The sequence below is a fragment of the Gilliamella intestini genome (genome assembly GCF_900094935.1).
GTDB classification, from domain to species: Bacteria; Pseudomonadota; Gammaproteobacteria; order Enterobacterales; family Orbaceae; genus Gilliamella; species Gilliamella intestini.
Window position 1 is genome coordinate 23,145 of the sequence record NZ_FMBA01000001.1, and the last position, 17,132, is coordinate 40,276.

Annotated in this window: 18 protein-coding genes, 1 tRNA gene and 1 other RNA gene; 14 read left to right on the top strand and 6 right to left on the bottom strand. The window is 34.7% G+C overall.

The annotated features are described in order from the left end of the window. The first annotated feature begins 157 nt into the window (after positions 1-157). Together GA0061080_RS00115 and GA0061080_RS00120 are read left to right on the top strand one after the other, a co-directional pair. Positions 158-1,102 (top strand): ABC transporter ATP-binding protein, encoded by a 945-nt coding sequence (locus GA0061080_RS00115; RefSeq protein WP_091118985.1) that lies wholly within the window; start codon positions 158-160, stop codon positions 1,100-1,102. Next, entirely contained in the window at positions 1,095-1,865 is a 771-nt protein-coding gene (locus GA0061080_RS00120) for an ABC transporter permease (RefSeq protein WP_091118987.1), read from the top strand. Before GA0061080_RS00115 ends, GA0061080_RS00120 begins: the two co-directional genes overlap by 8 nt. 55 nt (positions 1,866-1,920) lie before the next feature. Here GA0061080_RS00120 and GA0061080_RS00125 read toward each other — a convergent pair whose 3' ends face one another. The 3 genes from GA0061080_RS00125 to accB all read right to left on the bottom strand — a co-directional run bounded on the left by GA0061080_RS00125 (position 1,921) and on the right by accB (position 4,469). Next, on the bottom strand, positions 1,921-2,559 hold the full coding sequence (locus GA0061080_RS00125) for a bifunctional 4-hydroxy-2-oxoglutarate aldolase/2-dehydro-3-deoxy-phosphogluconate aldolase (RefSeq protein WP_091118990.1): 639 nt from the start codon (positions 2,557-2,559) through the stop codon (positions 1,921-1,923). Between the two features lie 68 nt (positions 2,560-2,627). After that, positions 2,628-3,974, bottom strand: coding sequence for an acetyl-CoA carboxylase biotin carboxylase subunit (gene accC, locus GA0061080_RS00130; RefSeq protein WP_091118993.1), 1,347 nt, complete (start codon positions 3,972-3,974; stop codon positions 2,628-2,630). A 39-nt stretch (positions 3,975-4,013) separates the two neighbouring features. Then, the gene (accB, locus tag GA0061080_RS00135; RefSeq protein ID WP_091118998.1) at positions 4,014-4,469 is read right to left on the bottom strand and encodes an acetyl-CoA carboxylase biotin carboxyl carrier protein; all 456 of its coding nucleotides are present in this window, start codon (positions 4,467-4,469) and stop codon (positions 4,014-4,016) included. Positions 4,470-4,840: 371 nt separating this feature from the next. On the opposite strand from accB, the gene GA0061080_RS00140 reads away from it, so the two are divergent. From GA0061080_RS00140 to GA0061080_RS00165, 6 genes are all read left to right on the top strand, one after another. Next, the gene (locus GA0061080_RS00140; protein WP_091119003.1) at positions 4,841-5,887 is read left to right on the top strand and encodes a rod shape-determining protein; all 1,047 of its coding nucleotides are present in this window, start codon (positions 4,841-4,843) and stop codon (positions 5,885-5,887) included. Between the two features lie 145 nt (positions 5,888-6,032). Further along, positions 6,033-6,875: a rod shape-determining protein MreC gene (mreC, locus tag GA0061080_RS00145; RefSeq protein ID WP_091119006.1), complete on the top strand. Its 843-nt coding sequence runs from the start codon at positions 6,033-6,035 to the stop codon at positions 6,873-6,875. Next, positions 6,862-7,347: a rod shape-determining protein MreD gene (gene mreD, locus GA0061080_RS00150; RefSeq protein WP_091119008.1), complete on the top strand. Its 486-nt coding sequence runs from the start codon at positions 6,862-6,864 to the stop codon at positions 7,345-7,347. Before mreC ends, mreD begins: the two co-directional genes overlap by 14 nt. An 11-nt stretch (positions 7,348-7,358) precedes the next feature. Beyond that, on the top strand, positions 7,359-8,834 hold the full coding sequence (rng, locus tag GA0061080_RS00155; RefSeq protein WP_091119011.1) for a ribonuclease G: 1,476 nt from the start codon (positions 7,359-7,361) through the stop codon (positions 8,832-8,834). 137 nt (positions 8,835-8,971) lie between these two features. Continuing rightward, on the top strand, positions 8,972-10,429 hold the full coding sequence (gene tldD / locus GA0061080_RS00160; RefSeq protein WP_091119015.1) for a metalloprotease TldD: 1,458 nt from the start codon (positions 8,972-8,974) through the stop codon (positions 10,427-10,429). A gap of 30 nt (positions 10,430-10,459) precedes the next feature. Continuing rightward, complete coding sequence (locus GA0061080_RS00165; RefSeq protein ID WP_034909688.1) at positions 10,460-11,155, top strand: DedA family protein; 696 nt, start codon at positions 10,460-10,462, stop codon at positions 11,153-11,155. A gap of 1 nt (position 11,156) precedes the next feature. Here GA0061080_RS00165 and rnpB read toward each other — a convergent pair. From rnpB to GA0061080_RS00180, 3 genes are all read right to left on the bottom strand, one after another. Then, positions 11,157-11,535, bottom strand: an RNA gene (rnpB, locus tag GA0061080_RS00170) — RNase P RNA component class A. 167 nt (positions 11,536-11,702) lie between these two features. Beyond that, a complete protein-coding gene (gene bamE, locus GA0061080_RS00175) occupies positions 11,703-12,065 on the bottom strand; it encodes an outer membrane protein assembly factor BamE domain-containing protein (RefSeq protein WP_091119018.1) in 363 nt (120 codons plus the stop codon). 235 nt (positions 12,066-12,300) lie between these two features. Beyond that, positions 12,301-12,564: a helix-turn-helix domain-containing protein gene (locus GA0061080_RS00180; RefSeq protein ID WP_065636293.1), complete on the bottom strand. Its 264-nt coding sequence runs from the start codon at positions 12,562-12,564 to the stop codon at positions 12,301-12,303. Positions 12,565-12,743: 179 nt separating this feature from the next. On the opposite strand from GA0061080_RS00180, the gene GA0061080_RS00185 reads away from it, so the two are divergent. The 6 genes from GA0061080_RS00185 (at position 12,744) to prmB (ending at position 17,123) form a co-directional block, all read left to right on the top strand. Continuing rightward, positions 12,744-13,100, top strand: a complete 357-nt coding sequence (locus GA0061080_RS00185) for a DNA-binding protein (protein WP_091119022.1) — start codon at positions 12,744-12,746, stop codon at positions 13,098-13,100. A 63-nt stretch (positions 13,101-13,163) separates the two neighbouring features. After that, the gene (gene proQ / locus GA0061080_RS00190) at positions 13,164-13,721 is read left to right on the top strand and encodes an RNA chaperone ProQ (protein WP_091119026.1); all 558 of its coding nucleotides are present in this window, start codon (positions 13,164-13,166) and stop codon (positions 13,719-13,721) included. 9 nt (positions 13,722-13,730) lie between these two features. Next, positions 13,731-15,809, top strand: coding sequence for a carboxy terminal-processing peptidase (gene prc, locus GA0061080_RS00195; protein WP_091119030.1), 2,079 nt, complete (start codon positions 13,731-13,733; stop codon positions 15,807-15,809). Positions 15,810-15,834: 25 nt separating this feature from the next. Next, entirely contained in the window at positions 15,835-15,924 is a 90-nt protein-coding gene (gene cydH / locus GA0061080_RS13050) for a cytochrome bd-I oxidase subunit CydH (protein WP_141683063.1), read from the top strand. A gap of 72 nt (positions 15,925-15,996) precedes the next feature. Beyond that, positions 15,997-16,084 (top strand) — tRNA-Ser (locus GA0061080_RS00200). A 145-nt stretch (positions 16,085-16,229) separates the two neighbouring features. Beyond that, positions 16,230-17,123, top strand: a complete 894-nt coding sequence (gene prmB, locus GA0061080_RS00205; RefSeq protein ID WP_085164446.1) for a 50S ribosomal protein L3 N(5)-glutamine methyltransferase — start codon at positions 16,230-16,232, stop codon at positions 17,121-17,123. Positions 17,124-17,132 lie beyond the last annotated feature (9 nt).

A 17,132-nucleotide genomic window follows, 5' to 3' on the forward strand; every position in this document is an offset into this window, starting at 1 on the left:
ATATATGTTTTATTTTAGAAATTATAATTTATTTATATTGATATAAATAAAACTAAACTAAACTAAAACACTCTTTACAATGATTGATTATATTGTCGATTCATTTAACATGATATCATATTATTAAAATAACAATTGATTCACTTAGGATATATTCATGCCATCAATTCCTGCACTTGAGTTAATCTCACTCAAAAAAATCTATAAAAATGGTATAGAAGCATTAAAAGGTATCGATTTAACTGTACAAGCTGGTGATTTTTATGCCTTGCTAGGGCCAAATGGTGCTGGTAAATCAACAACTATAGGTATTATTAGTTCATTAGTAACTAAAACTTGTGGGCAAGTGAAAATTTTTGGTTATGACTTAGATACCGATATTGTAAATGCCAAAAGACAATTAGGGATTGTACCGCAAGAATTCAATTTTAACCAATTTGAAGAAGTGTTACAAATAGTCACTAATCAAGGTGGTTATTATGGATTGCCCCGAAAAATAGCATTAGAGCGTGCGGAAAAATATTTGCGAGTTTTAGATTTGTGGGATAAACGCCATAGTCGAGCTAATATGTTATCAGGTGGAATGAAAAGGCGATTAATGATAGCCAGAGCTCTCATACATGAACCTAAATTATTAATTCTTGATGAACCGACTGCAGGTGTTGATATTGAATTACGCCGTTCTATGTGGGATTTTTTACGTGAAATCAATCGTCAAGGTATCACAATTATTTTAACCACACATTATTTAGAAGAGGCAGAAATGCTCTGTAGAAATATTGGTATTATTCAGAGCGGCAAATTGATAGCAAACTCATCAATGCGTGAGCTATTGGCGAAAAGCCAATCTGAAACAATTGTTATTGATTATGTGGCGACGCCTAAGCAGATTGAGTTAAATGGCTATAATTATTCCGATGTTGAGCCTGGGATGTTGGAAGTGAAAGTAGATAAACAAAATGGATTAAATCAATTATTTGAACAATTAAATAAACAAAATATTAAAGTTATCAGCGTACGAAATAAAGCGAATCGATTAGAAGAGTTATTTGTTGAGCTGTTGCATAGTGATACTAAACAAAAAGGTGGCATTAATGAATAATTTATATTGGATTGCCTTAAAAAGTATTTGGCGTAAAGAAGTAACCCGATTTTTAAGAATTTGGATTCAAACCTTAATTCCACCTGTTATTACCATGTCGCTTTATTTTATTATCTTTGGTAATTTAATTGGTTCTCGTGTTGGCGACATGGGCGGTTTTAGCTATATGGAATTTATTGTGCCAGGCTTAATAATGATGTCAGTAATTACTAATTCCTACACCAATGTTTGTTCATCTTTTTTTAGTGCTAAATTTCAACGTAATATTGAAGAAATATTGGTGGCACCGGTACCAACAAATATTCTTATTCTAGGATATGTAGGTGGTGGTGTGATGCGCGGTATTTTAACGGGTATTTTGGTTACTATCGTATCGCTATTTTTTGTCCGTTTTGATGTACATTCTTGGTTGTTTGTTATTTTTACATTGCTACTGACCTCGATTTTATTTTCATTAGCAGGCCTACTCAATGCTGTATTTGCTAAGACGTTTGATGATATAAGCATTATTCCAACATTTGTGTTAACACCATTAACTTACCTAGGTGGCGTTTTTTATTCAATTTCTATGTTACCAACTTTTTGGCAATGGATATCGAAAATTAATCCCATTGTTTATATGATTAATGGTTTTCGTTATGGATTTTTAGGCGTGTCAGATGTGCCATTATGGATCACATTTTCAATGCTTATTTTATTTGTAACTGTACTTTATGTAATTGCATGGCGACTGATTGATAGTGGACTAGGATTGAGAAGTTAATTAAAGCTAGGAAATAGTAATAGCCGCCGATATTGATCGGCGGAATAATAATTAGCTACTGTGCACCAACAACAGCTTCCTTAGCCATCTCAGTGATTTTAGTAAAATCACCTTTTGCTATGGCATCCGTTGGAATAAACCAAGTTCCACCAACACATAATACATTATTAAGTGCCAAATAATCACGGTAGTTTTTAGGGTTTACACCGCCCGTAGGGCAAAACTTCATGTATCCACAAGGGCCAGCAAATGCTTTTAATGCTGCAACTCCGCCATTGATTTCAGCTGGGAAGAATTTTAATGCAGTTAAACCATATTCTTGGGCTTTTAATAATTCAGAAATAGTTGCAATACCAGGAATAACAGGGATAGGACCTGCAACTGCAGCTTCTAAAATAGCATCGGTAATTCCTGGTGTAATAACAAACTCTACACCAGCTTCAGTAACCTGTTTTAGTTGTTCAACACTAGTTACTGTTCCTGCTCCTACAATTGCTTCAGGAACTTCTTTGATGATTTTCTTAATTGCTTCAATCGCACAAGCTGTTCTTAATGTTACTTCCAGTACCTTCACTCCGCCAGCAATAAGAGCTTTAGCCAGCGGTACAGCATCCTCAATTCGTTCAATAACGATAACCGGAACCACTGGTCCCATAGTTAAAATTTCTTCAGCACTTCGTTTCCATTTTTTCATTTGTTTCTACCCATATCTTATTGATACTTAAATAAAGCAATAATCCCTAATAAATAGGGATTATTTTGTTATTCATAAATACCTAATTTCTTTTCTAAATAATGAATATTTGTGCCACCTTTTTGGAAACCTTTATCGTTCATAATATCAATATGAAGATCAATATTGGTTTTGATTCCATCAATAACCAGTTCTGCTAATGCATTTTTCATACGTGCTATAGCGACTTCACGTGTTTCACCATAAGCAATTAATTTACCAATCATTGAGTCATAGTAAGGTGGGACACTGTAACCAGCATAAATATGCGATTCCCAACGAATGCCAAAGCCACCTGGGGCATGGAAGCGAGTGATTTTCCCTGGTGATGGCATAAAAGATTTAGGATCTTCAGCATTAATTCTACATTCAATCGCATGGCCTTTAATTTCAATATCACTTTGTTTAATTGAAAGCGGCTTACCGGCTGCAATTAAAATTTGTTCCCTAATTAGATCAACACCGGTTATCATTTCAGTAACTGGATGTTCTACTTGAATACGGGTATTCATTTCAATGAAATAAAATTCGCCATTTTCAAATAAAAATTCGAATGTGCCAGCACCTCGATAGCCAATCTCGATACATGCATTAACGCAACGCTCACCGATAAATTTACGCATTTTAGGTGTAATACCAACAGCAGGAGCTTCTTCAACAACTTTCTGATGCCGTCTTTGCATTGAGCAGTCTCGTTCACCTAAATAAACAGCATTTCCTTGACCATCAGAAAGTACTTGAATTTCAATATGACGAGGATTTTCAAGGAATTTTTCCATGTAAACCATATCATTATTGAAAGCAGTTTTGGCCTCTAACTTGGTCATTTTGATAGATTGTTCAAGATCATTTTCTTCACGAACAATACGCATGCCTCGTCCGCCACCACCACCAGAAGCTTTAATAATAACAGGATAGCCAATTTGCTTAGCAATTTGTTTATTAATTTCAATATCACTACTTAGAGGACCATCTGAACCAGGTACACAAGGAACCCCTGCTTTTTTCATGGCGTGAATTGCTGATACTTTATCCCCCATAAGTCGAATAGTATCTGGTGTAGGACCAACAAAAATAAAACCAGATCGCTCAACTTGTTCAGCAAAATCTGCATTCTCAGATAAGAAACCATAACCAGGATGAATAGCAGCTGATCCAGTTACTTCCGCAGCTGAAATTAATGCGGGAACGTTAAGGTAACTTTTTACCGATGCTGCTGAGCCAATACAGACGGTTTCGTCTGCAAGTAATACATGTTTTAAGTCTTTATCTGCCGTAGAATGAACGGCGACAGTTTTTATTCCAAGTTCTTTACATGCTCGTAAGATGCGTAGAGCTATTTCTCCACGATTCGCAATAAGAATTTTATCAAGCATATTCAATCTCTTAATCGTATTGTCAATAATAAATTCAGATTATTCAATAATGAATAGTGGCTGATCAAATTCAACTGGTTGACCATTTTCAACCAATATGGCTTTTATTGTACCAGCTTTTTCTGATTCGATTTGGTTCATCATTTTCATCGCTTCAACGATGCAAAGCACATCGCCAACATTTACTGTTTGACCAATTTCAACAAAAGCTTTTGATTCAGGGCTCGGTGTACGATAAAAAGTTCCAACCATTGGGGATTTAATTGTTGTACCATCAGTTACCACATTATCTGTTACAACTTCTGTTTGAACGGTTGGAGCTACAACAACAGGAGCTGGTTGAGGAATTTGAATATTTTGTACTGGCGCCGAATAGTTTGTAGTATGAGCAGCACGACTAATACGAACTGATTCCTCACCTTCAGAAATTTCAAGCTCTGAAATACCTGACTCTTCAACTAATTCAATTAATTTTTTAATTTTGCGTATATCCATGAATTACACCGTGTTTATTTGACATAAGTAACAATTATTTAAATGCATCCTTATTATCGGCTAAAGGTGTTTTTTTAGTCGGTAATAAAGTTGTAACTCAACATTAACGCGGAAGAATACACTGTAAAACAGATTTTGTCATTATATATCTCCTTTACAATCACTTGTTATACTATTTTCTAGGTATTATTTTATAATTGCGATACAATATTGAGCGTCAATTACTATTGAGATTTGCTATGGTTTGAAAGGCTTAAATTATACTCCATTTAGCCTTAATAAAGTTGAAAATATCTATTTTTTGATTCCATGGTTGTTTTTTAATACTGAAATATACTTAAACAAGATTAATTCTAGGAAGAGTTTTTATTATGTTCAAAAAAGTTCGTGGCTTGTTTTCAAATGATTTATCGATTGATTTAGGTACAGCAAACACACTTATTTATGTAAAAGGGCAAGGTATCGTGTTAAACGAGCCTTCAGTTGTAGCGATTCGCCAAGATCATCGCACAGGCACTCCAAAAAGTGTTGCTGCTGTTGGGCATGCTGCGAAACAGATGTTAGGGCGAACACCTGGCAATATAGCAGCAATTAGACCGATGAAAGATGGTGTTATTGCTGATTTTTCTGTCACTGAAAGAATGTTACAACATTTCATTCGCCAAGTTCACAGCCATAGTTTTTTAAGACCAAGTCCTCGCGTACTTGTCTGTGTTCCTGTAGGTGCTACACAAGTTGAACGTCGAGCTATCCGAGAGTCAGCATTAAGTGCAGGGGCTCGCGAAGTGTATTTAATTGAAGAGCCAATGGCGGCAGCTATTGGTGCTGATTTACCTGTATCTGCACCTACTGGTTCAATGGTTGTTGATATCGGTGGTGGAACTACCGAAGTGGCTGTTATTTCACTAAATGGTGTTGTTTATTCTGCATCTGCTCGTATTGGTGGTGACCGATTTGATGAAGCGATTATTAACTATGTTCGTCGCAATTATGGCGCTTTAATTGGTGAGGCAACAGCCGAAAAAATCAAACATTTTATTGGTAGTGCTTATCCTGGCGATGAAGTTCTTGAAATTGAAGTGCGTGGGCGTAATCTTGCTGAAGGTGTGCCACGTAGCTTTACTTTAAACTCTAATGAAATTTTAGAAGCATTACAAGAGCCATTAAGTGGTATTGTTAGTGCGGTAAAAGTTGCATTAGAGCAGTGCCCTCCTGAGCTTGCTTCTGATATTTCAGAACATGGTATGGTTTTAACCGGTGGTGGTGCTTTATTACGTAATATTGATAAGTTATTATCAGCTGAAACAGGGATTCATGTAGTAGTGGCTGAAGATCCATTAACGTGCGTTGCCAGAGGTGGCGGCAAGGCGCTAGATATGGTTGATATGCATGGTGGTGATCTATTTAGTGAAGAATAACTTAATAAGTTATTGTTAATTAGTTTCATGTTGATAAAACAATAGTTATGCATGCATCTCATATTTTTTTCCGCCGACAATTGTGTCGGCGGAGTCATATTTTGAAATAATTAGATCTTGAGCTTTAAGCAGGTAAGTACTGGCAATGAAATTACTTTTTTCTAAACGCTCCCCTCTTAGTGTACAATTATTTACTTCTTTGGCGTTAGCCTTGGTTCTAATTGTATTAGATGTCAATTATCGCCCATTTAAAGAAATTCGTTATTATTTAGATACCCTTATTTCTCCTCTATATTATGTTTCAAATGCACCAAAGTCGTCGTTTGATTCTCTTTACGAGATGTCCAAAACACGAGAAACATTAATAAATGAAAATACAAATTTACATGCAGACTTATTACAACAAAAAAACGATCTATTATTACTTGAGCATTTAAAACATGAAAATGATAGACTCCGTGAATTGTTAGGTTCTCCTTTAAGGCATGATGAACAGAAGATGGCTGCACAAGTATTACTTACAGACACTGATCCTTATGTTTATCAATTTGTTGTAAATAAAGGTAAACAAGATGGTGTTTATGTAGGACAACCTGTTGTGGATGAAAAAGGAATTGTAGGGCAAATTTATCAAACAGCTCAATCAACTAGTCGTGCAATTTTGTTATGCGATTATCAACACGCAATACCCGTACAAGTATTAAGAAATGATATTGGTATGATTGCTGTGGGAAATGGATGTAGTAATGATTTAACATTAGAATTTATGCCTAATAACGTCGATATAAAAGTCGGTGATGTTTTAGTTACTTCAGGACTTGATGGTCGTTTCCCTGAAGGATATCCGGTAGCTGTAGTTAGTTCAGTAAAACTTGATATTACAGATTCAACCCCAATTATTTCAGCAACACCGACAGCGGATTTGAAACGTTTACGTTATTTATTGTTATTGTGGGGAAATCAAGGAGTAAAACATGATGGATCGTAATCGAATAATGATTATTTGGATAACGCTATTAATTGGCTTATGTTTACAAATCATTCCGTGGTCTCCATCATATAGCATATTTAAGCCACATATATTGATTTTAATTTTTTCTTATTGGTTGATTGCGCTTCCTCATCGAGTTGGGATTGGTACCGCTTTTGTATTTGGAATTATAATGGATCTATGCACTGGTTCTATTTTGGGAATTCATGCTTTTATTTATTCATTTATTGCTTATTTGCTTGTTTTTAAATTTCAATTAATACGTAATTTAGCGTTATGGCAACAGTCGTTTATCATCTTTGGGGTATCGGTATGCTATAATTTACTGGTATTTTTATTTCAAATCTGTATTTATCATACTATAACAATATCATCATTGATTTTTATATCAAGCTGTATTGATGGTTTATTATGGATTGCCATCTATCTATTTTTGCGACTAATAAGACGAAGCTTTGCTATCGATTAAAAGGGAATCTTATGTCTGTTGAATTATTAATGAATGTAACGCCATCTGAAACTCGAGTTGCTTATATCGAAGATGGTGTATTGCAAGAAATCCATGTTGATCGTGAGTCTAGACGCGGTATTGTTGGAAATATTTATAAAGGTAAGATAATTCGTATTTTACCTGGTATGCAAGCCGCTTTTGTAGACATTGGTCTTGATAAAGCTGCCTTTTTACATGCATCAGATATTATGCCTCATACTGAGTGTGTATCAGATACAGAGCAAGAACAATTTCAAGTAAAAGATATCTCTGAACTTGTTCGCCAAGGACAGGACTTAATGGTACAAGTGGTTAAAGATCCATTGGGAACTAAAGGGGCTAGGCTTACAACCGATATTACTTTGCCATCACGTTATTTGGTATTAATGCCAGGATCAAATTCTGCGCATGTAGCTACATCGCAACGCATAGAAAGTGAACAAGAACGTGAAAGGTTAAAAAATATTGTAGAGCAATATGTGACAACAGAGGCTGGTTTTATCGTTAGAACGGCTGCAGAAGGTGCAAGTGCGCATGAGTTAGAACAAGATGCTAATTTTTTAAAACGACTTTGGGCTAAAATTCAAGAACGCATGGCTCGCCCAGTAAGTAAGAATTTAGTTTATGGGGAGTTGGCATTATCACAACGAGTATTGCGTGATTTTGTTGGTGATCCAATTGAGCGAATTTTAGTGGATTCGAAATTAACTTATGATTTATTAGTTGAATTTACGCAAGAATTTATGCCCGAAGTAACCAATAAATTATCTCTTTATCGTGGTAATATACCTATTTTCGATCTTTATGATACCGAAAATGAGATTCAAAGAGCATTAGAACGTAAAGTCAAATTAAAGTCTGGCGGATATTTAATTATTGATCAAACTGAAGCCATGACTACTATTGATATCAATACTGGTGCATTTGTAGGTCATCGAAATTTAGAAGAGACGATTTTTAATACAAATATAGAAGCAACAATAGCTATTGCACGGCAATTACGTTTACGTAATTTAGGGGGTATTATTATTATTGATTTTATCGACATGCAAGAAGAACTGCATCGTGAACGGGTGTTACAATCGCTCCATGATTCTTTATCTAAAGATAGGGCTAGGACAACTGTTAATTTATTTTCGAGTTTAGGGTTGGTTGAAATGACTCGCAAGCGAACACGTGAAAGTATAGGGCATATTCTCTGTGAAGAATGTCCAGCATGTAAAGGGCGTGGTATGGTCAAATCGGTAGAAACAGTTTGCAACGAAATATTACGAGATATAGTTCGTGTTTATAAAGCGCATCATTCAGAATACTTTTTGGTCTATGCCTCGGCTGCTGTGGCTAATGCTTTAACTAATGATGAGTCTCATGCTTTAGCTGAAGTTGAGGTATTTGTGGGTAAACATGTTGAAGTAAAAGTTGAACCACTTTATATTCAAGAACAATATGATGTTGTATTAATGTAGAAGCAATGTCTTGTAAAAAAGTTTCAGGAAACTATACGTTTCAGTATAAAAATAATGAAAGTTAAATAATTGTTATGATCAACTAGTTATAATCGATTATCAAAAACTTCTATTAACAATTAGAATTTAAGGAATTTATGATAGTAACTCAAGTGAGTGAACGACTACTCAACCCAAACAATCTAAGCCAACAAGATCTTTTGCATTTGCTTGATATGCTGAGCTCAAGGAAAATTGATTTTGGTGATTTGTATTTTTTGTCTGGCTATTATGAAAACTGGTTACTTGAAGATGGTATTATAAAAAATGCCTCATTTCACCGTGACCAAGGTGTTGGCGTTAGAGCCGTTGTTGGTGAAAAAACCGGATTTGCTTATACTGATCAACTTTCATTAGCTCGGTTAGAACAAAGTATATTAGCAGCCAATTCAATTACTAAAATACAAACACCTATCAAAGTGACGCCTTTTAAATCTGCTCAAGCAGTATCTATATACTCGTCAATCAATCCGATCAATTTTTTTTCTAAAGAACAGAAAATTGAATTGTTGCAACAAATTGACCACTTAGCACGTTCAATCGATCCTAGCGTTATTGAAGTTTCAGCCAGTTTAACAGGAAGTTATGAAGATATTTTAATAGTAGCAACAGACGGTACATTAAAAGCTGACACCCGTCCTTTGGTGCGTTTATCCGTTTCAGTTTTGGTTGAAAAAGAGGGGAGACGTGAGCGAGGAAGTAGTGGGGGTGGCGGTCGATTTGGGTATGAATATTTTTTAACAATCAACCCAAAAACATCAGAAAGTTATGCTGACAGCTATGCGCGAGAAGCCGTGCGTCAAGCACTTGTTTCTCTTTCTGCTAAAGCCGCACCAGCAGGAACAATGCCTGTTGTTTTAGGTGCTGGTTGGCCTGGCGTTTTGTTACATGAGGCTGTAGGTCATGGCTTAGAAGGCGATTTTAATCGTAAAAACAGTTCAGTTTTTTCTGGAAAAATTGGTGAACAAGTTACTTCAGAAGTTTGTACTATTGTTGATGATGGCACGATTGAAAATCGCCGTGGCTCACTATCTATTGATGACGAAGGTACTCCAAGTCAAAAAACAGTGCTTATTGAAAATGGTATTTTAAAAGGCTATATGTTTGATAAGATTAACGCAAAATTGATGAATACATGTTCAACTGGTAATGGTCGTCGTGAAGGATATGCATACTTACCTATGCCAAGAATGACCAATACCTATATGTTGGCAGGAAATTCTTCTTTTGACGATATCATTAGTAGCGTCGATTATGGTCTTTATGCACCTAATTTTGCTGGTGGACAAGTAGATATCACCTCTGGTAAGTTTGTGTTTTCAACTTCAGAAGCTTACTTAATTGAAAAGGGAAAAATAACAACTCCAGTTAAAGGTGCCACATTAATCGGTTCAGGTATAGAAACTATGCAGCAAATATCTATGGTAGGTAATGATTTAGCATTAGATTCTGGTGTAGGTGTTTGTGGTAAAGCAGGGCAGAGCGTACCTGTTGGGGTTGGGCAACCCACTTTAAAAGTGGATAATTTAACCGTTGGTGGTACCATTAACCACTAATAATAATACATCAATGGGATTTAAAAATAGATGGAAACAATAATTACACTTTATCATGCGTTTGTTAATTTGGACATTGCAACGCTTTCAAACCCTAATGTGCTATGGACACTATATGGGATGTTGTTTGTCATTATTCTTTTAGAAAATGGCGTTTTACCAGCGGCTTTTTTACCTGGAGACAGTCTATTATTCTTAACTGGTGTGTTAATTAGCCAAAATGTATTCCATTTTGGTTTAATTAATTTTATTTTAATTGCTGGCGCTGCTTTAGGTACTTGGTTAGGTTATGCTCAAGGACTTTGGCTTGGTAATACTAAGCTTGTCCAAGGTTGGATGGCACATATACCTGAAAAATATCATCATAAATCTGAAGTATTATTCCATAAGTACGGATTACAAGCGCTATTTATTGGGAGATTTATTGCTTTTGTACGTACATTATTACCGATGATGGCTGGATTATCAGGACTACACAGTCGAAAATTCCATATTTATAATATAATCAGTGCTACATTATGGATTTTCTTGATTGTGACATTAGGTTACCTATTTGGATTATCACCAGTTTTCAAAGAGTATGAAAAGCAGATCATGTCTTTATTAATGCTAATACCTGTTTTGTTGTTGGTGTTAGGGTTAATTTTTTCAATTTTTCTCGCTGTTAAGCGCTCTTTAAGCAATAAAAAGCAATCTAAAATTGGATTAAACGATAACAAGAAGTAGAAAGTGAAATTAACCGATAAGCCGGGTTCTGTCGTGGACAATCATTCCTCTAGGCTAATACTCACGCATTAGCTCAAGCAGTCTACCCGGATTCAACGCGGGCCACGCCAATGAATCCCTATTTGACCTTGCTCCGAGTGGAGTTTACCGTGCCACAACTGTTACCAGTTGCGCGGTGTGCTCTTACCACGCCCTTTCACCCTTACCTGATCTTATAAAATAAGCCATCGGCGGTTTACTCTCTGTTGCACTAGTCGTGAATTTTAGCTCTCGCCAAAACTCCCCAGGTGTTACCTGGCACTCTGCCCTATGGAGCCCGGACTTTCCTCCCCTTTGTTTCTTTATAAAAACAACAAAGCAGCGATTGTCTGGTTAATTTCATGGACGAGTATAACCTAAAGTGCAATTTTGTCCAGAGATGTCTTTTCTTTAGGAAATAGATGACTGAAATTTAAACATGAGTAAAGTAATGTAATGTAATTCCATAGGATTGAAATAACAAATTCTTAGCACATCTTGTTGATGTGCTATAAAACAAGATAATTTATTACCATTTTTTCTGTCGTTGGTTTTCATCATAATTGAACCATGTTACTACCCCTTTAGACATAATAATATCAAGCTTTCCTTCAATAATATTGTATTGCGTTTCACCAATTAACATATGACTTGTTGAGCTCTTTTTAGTGTATTGATATGTCCACTGTGTTTCGTTGCTATTAAGAATTGTTTTGTTTATTGGTTCACCAAATATAGATAGAATTTGGGATTCAGTTGTCGAACCTTCGACGATATTTCTTACTTTTTCCTTACTTAGAGGAGTTCCATGCTCTACAAAGTTCTTTTGTGAACAACTTGATAATATTATGATTAAAAATAACGTGATAAGGTATTTTGTTATATTTTTCATTATATTGTTGCCTAAGGTGATTAATGTTTTTATTGGTAATTGACAATAATAGCATATGTTGGGCAACGTTTAAAATAAGAGAAATTTTATATTTTTAGAAAAAGTAATTAATATTCAATTAGATCATAACTATTACTAAGATAGAAACATGGAAACACTTTTATGTTTCTATATGTTTCTATATTTTCTTCAAGGTTGTTGTTATTCATTTTTTATCTACAGGCTATTTTAAAATTTATTCTTTGCTCTGCCGTAGAACACGTTTTATTGGTTGCTTTGTTTTTGAATTAATATAACGACTGGGCCAAATTTGGTGGGGTTCTAAATTTAATGCTTTGGCAATAATAATTTCTCCTTTTGTCCATGGGCGAACTAATGCATTGCTAAGTGTTGATGAACTTAAGCCTGATTGGCGAGATAGATTTGCAAGTGTTGTACCCTTCTTTTTTAGGGCAGCAATAATATCCGCAGGATGCCAATCATTAAACTTTATTTTCATTTTTTATTTCCTCCTAGTTTATAACCTTATATATCTATGTTATGCTCTAAAATTACTAAAACAAGTAAGTTTATAATTGAATTTAAATTATCAATAATAAGGTGTTTCTTATTTATTGTATCAAAGTTTCTTTGATTTCTATAATTTTTTCTTAATTGTGTTAAAATGGGATAGTGAAAATGAAAGAGTGGTTCTCATCAAAAGAGCTATCAAGTGTTGCAGGGATGCCGTCAACGATACAAGGTGTTAATCGTAAAGCAAGAACTGAAAACTGGACAGCTAGAAAAAGGACTGGTGTTCGAGGTAAAGCCCTAGAATATCATATTGGTAGCTTGCCACTTAACGTTAAAAAAGCATTATATAGTGAAGAAGAAAGTGCTAACTATATCATTTCGCCAATTGAGCCTTTACAACTTTGGATCACTGCATTTGAACAATTATCTACAGATGAACAATCTATTGTATCTTCATGGCTGATGCGAAATGGTATTAAAGATTTTATTACTTTTATTAATAAACAGAAAAAAGATGATTAGTGTTATTGTATAAGCTGCGATATACTTTAACGTCCCTGAAATTTAGTTACTATGGAATAAACAATGGAAAGTCAGTTTCAATTAACAAATAGTAAAGAGATTATTGCTTATTTAGCTCAACAATTCCCGAATTGCTTTACCCTTCAAGGTGAGGCTAAACCATTAAAAATTGGAATTTTTCAAGATATTCTTTCTTGTTTAGATAATGGTGAAATACTTAGTAAAACTAAACTTCGAGCCGCTCTGCGTGCATACACAATGAGTTGGCGCTATTTGTATAGTATAAAAGAAGGGACTAATCGTGTTGATTTATATGGTAATCCTCATGACGTCATTAATCAAGAGCAAATGGAGCATGCACAACAACAATTAAAAGAGAGTAAAGAAAAGGCTAAAATACGCTTTAAAGAACGAGCAAAAGAAAAACGTAAAAATAAGCATACGAATTTTAAAAAGTTTAAAAAATCTAACAATTTAAAAATTGGTGATTTTGTTAAAGTTGTAGTAGGTAATAAACCTATAAAAGTACAAATCATCAATATTGAAAAAGAGCATATTAAAGTCAAGGTTGGTGTAGGCATGGAATTAACGGTTAAACCTGAACATATTATTAATAAGTAGAGAGTTTGAATGAATAAATTACTGAAAGTTATCACGCTTAGCCTTATTTTGAGTATTGTTAGTCAAAACGTTCAGGCAAAATCGCAGGCTAAAGAACAAATTCCTGTTTTGAAGCAAGATGAAATTCACCAAGTTGTTGCTAAACGTGTAACGAATTTTTTTACTCAATCACATTACCGTAATTTTGCTTTAAATGGTGCTTTTTCTGCTCAAATTTTTGACCGTTATTTCAAATTATTAGATGGAAACAAATCAATATTTATTCAAAGTGATGTTGATAGCTTTCGAGATAGACAAGAGTCATTAGGTCAGGAATTAATTAATGGTAATTTAAATACAGCTTATGACATCTATAATCGTTTTTTATTAAAACGTTATAACCGTTATCAATATGCTCTTGAAGTTTTACAGCGGCCTATGGATTTTTCTGCTAATGATGAGGTCGATTTCAATCGTGAAGAAATTGCATGGCCGACTTCTGAAAGTGAACTTGATGCCTATTGGGATAAACGCGTTAAATATGACGAACTCAGTTTATCTTTATCTGGGAAAAATGAAAAAGAGATTCGCGAGGTATTAGCTAAACGTTATAATCGCGTTCTAAAGACGATCATACAATCAAATAATGAAGATGCTTTTCAAGTATTTATGAACGCATTTGCAAGAGAAATCGATCCCCACACTAGCTATTTAGCACCACGTAAAAAACGAGATTTTGACTCAGAGATGAGTTTATCTTTCGAAGGAATTGGAGCAACATTAAGCCAGCAAGATGATTATACCACAATAATGTCTTTTGTGACGGGTGGGCCAGCGGAAAAAAGTAAGCTACTTAGCATCGGGGATAAAATTATTGGTGTAGGTCAAAAAGATTCTGCAATTGAAGATGTTATTGGTTGGCGTTTAGATGATATAGTCGATAAAATTCGCGGTCCTAAAGGCACTGTTGTGAAATTAGAAATTTTACCTGTGGGTAATAATAGTAAGGCAAAAGTAATTGAACTTACTCGTGATAAAATTCGTTTTGAAGATCGTGAAGCGAAATTAAAGATCGTTGATAATCAGCGTGGTAGAGTAGGCGTTATTGAAATACCTAGTTTCTATATGGGACTAACTGAAAAAGTTGAAAGTCTTTTATTAACAGCAAACAAAGAAAATTTGCAAGGTTTGATTATTGATTTACGCGATAATGGTGGAGGCTCATTAGCTGAAGTTATTACTTTAACCGGTTTGTTTATTGATAGTGGGCCCGTTGTTCAGGTTCGTGATAATTTACAAAAGGTTATTACTTATGATGACCGAAATAAAGGTATTGAATATACTGGACCACTTGTTGTAATGATTAATCGCTACAGTGCTTCAGCATCAGAAATATTTTCTGCGGCTATGCAAGATTATGGCCGCGCATTAATAGTAGGTGAAACAACTTATGGTAAGGGAACCGTCCAAACTTCTCGTAATATTTCTTATCCAGTTGACGCAAGACTACATCCAAATTGGCCTGAGCTAGGCGGTGCACAGTACACAATACAAAAGTTTTATCGTATCAACGGTGGCAGTACACAACTAAAAGGTGTTGAACCAGATATTGAAATGAATAAAGTAAAATACGTTGATGAGACAGGTGAACGATTCTTAGATAACGCATTACCTTGGGATAAAATTCCTTCGGCTGATTATTTAACTCTTGCTAATATTAAGCCATTGCTACCTAATTTAGAATCACAACATTTGGCTAGAATTTCAAAGAATTCTGAGTTTATCTATATTGATGAAGATATTAAAAGATTTAATGATAAAAAAGGTCGTCAATATATTGTTTCGCTTAATAAGAAAAAGCGAGAATTAGAGCAGAAAGCTAATGATGAGCGTGATTTAACAAGGATGAATGAGCGTTTGAAAAAAGCAGGCTTGCCATCAATTACTAAATTAGATGATGTACCTAAAGATTATAAACAACCCGATCCTTACTTAGATGAATCGATTGAGATACTCCTAGATTTTGCACCTAATTATCCGAAAATTGAAAGCAATAAATCTATTAGTGAAATTATTTCGTTCGACTCACCAATCGAAAAAGCTAACTAATAACAAAATAATTGGAGATAATAATATGTGTTCAAATTTAAAATATGCATTGATTACAACAGTTGGTATACTAGCTATTATAGCTATATTTGGTATTATTGTTTGTATGAATTAAAAAAGCTTGATTAATTACATTGTGATTATTATAGTATGCAGCTAGCTTTAACAAAGCAGGCTCTAATAATTAGGTGAGGTGTCCGAGTGGTTGAAGGAGCACGCCTGGAAAGTGTGTATACGGCAACGTATCAAGGGTTCGAATCCCTTCCTCACCGCCATAACTATTTAGTCATAGCAGGAAAGAACATCTGGTTCAATGTTATTGTTAAAATGGCTATCAGAATTACTTTAACAAATCCAATTAAGATTAGCTGCTTAAAATGACAAACAATACCTTCCTCTCCTTAATCATTTGGAGCCATTATGGAAAACTTACGCACAGTTCAAGACTTTATACGTTGGACAGCATCACAACTTAGTCTATCAGATGTCTTTTTAGGTCATGGTACAGATAATCCTATTGATGAGTCTAAACAATTAATTTTAGCAACGTTAGGATTATCGTTGTTTATTCCTGAAGAATTTTATTCCGCTAATCTAACTAATGATGAAAAAAATCAAATTATTGATATTATTCAAAAGCGAATAAAAGATCGTGTACCAACCCCTTATTTAACTAACCAAGCTTGGTTTTGTGGACATGCTTTTTATGTGGATGAGCGTGTATTAATTCCTCGTTCTCCTATTGGTGAACTAATTGATAACCATTTTGAGCAAATAATATTAACTGAACCTAAAAATATTTTAGATCTATGTACTGGTAGTGGCTGTATAGGGATTGCTTGCGCTTATGAATTTGCTGATGCTCAAGTTGATATAACTGATATTTCATTAGAAGCATTAGATATCGCCCAAACAAATATTGAGATGCACGAAATGGATTTTCAAGTTACTCCTATTTTGTCAGATCTATTTGATGATGTGCCTGAAAAACAATACGATCTGATTGTCACTAATCCGCCTTATGTTGATAGTGAAGATATGAGTGATTTGCCAGATGAGTTTTTATATGAACCTAAATTAGCATTAGAAGCGGGCTTTGATGGTTTAGATCTGGTAAAAAAAATTTTACGAGATGCGATAAATTATTTAACACCAGCAGGTGTATTAGTTTGTGAAGTCGGCAATAGTTGGGTTAGCCTACAACAACAATATCCCGATGTCCCTTTTAATTGGATAGAATTTGAACGTGGTGGGTTGGGTGTATTTTCTATCACACGTGAAGAACTGATTCAATATCATTACTGTTTTAAATAAGCTGTTTTT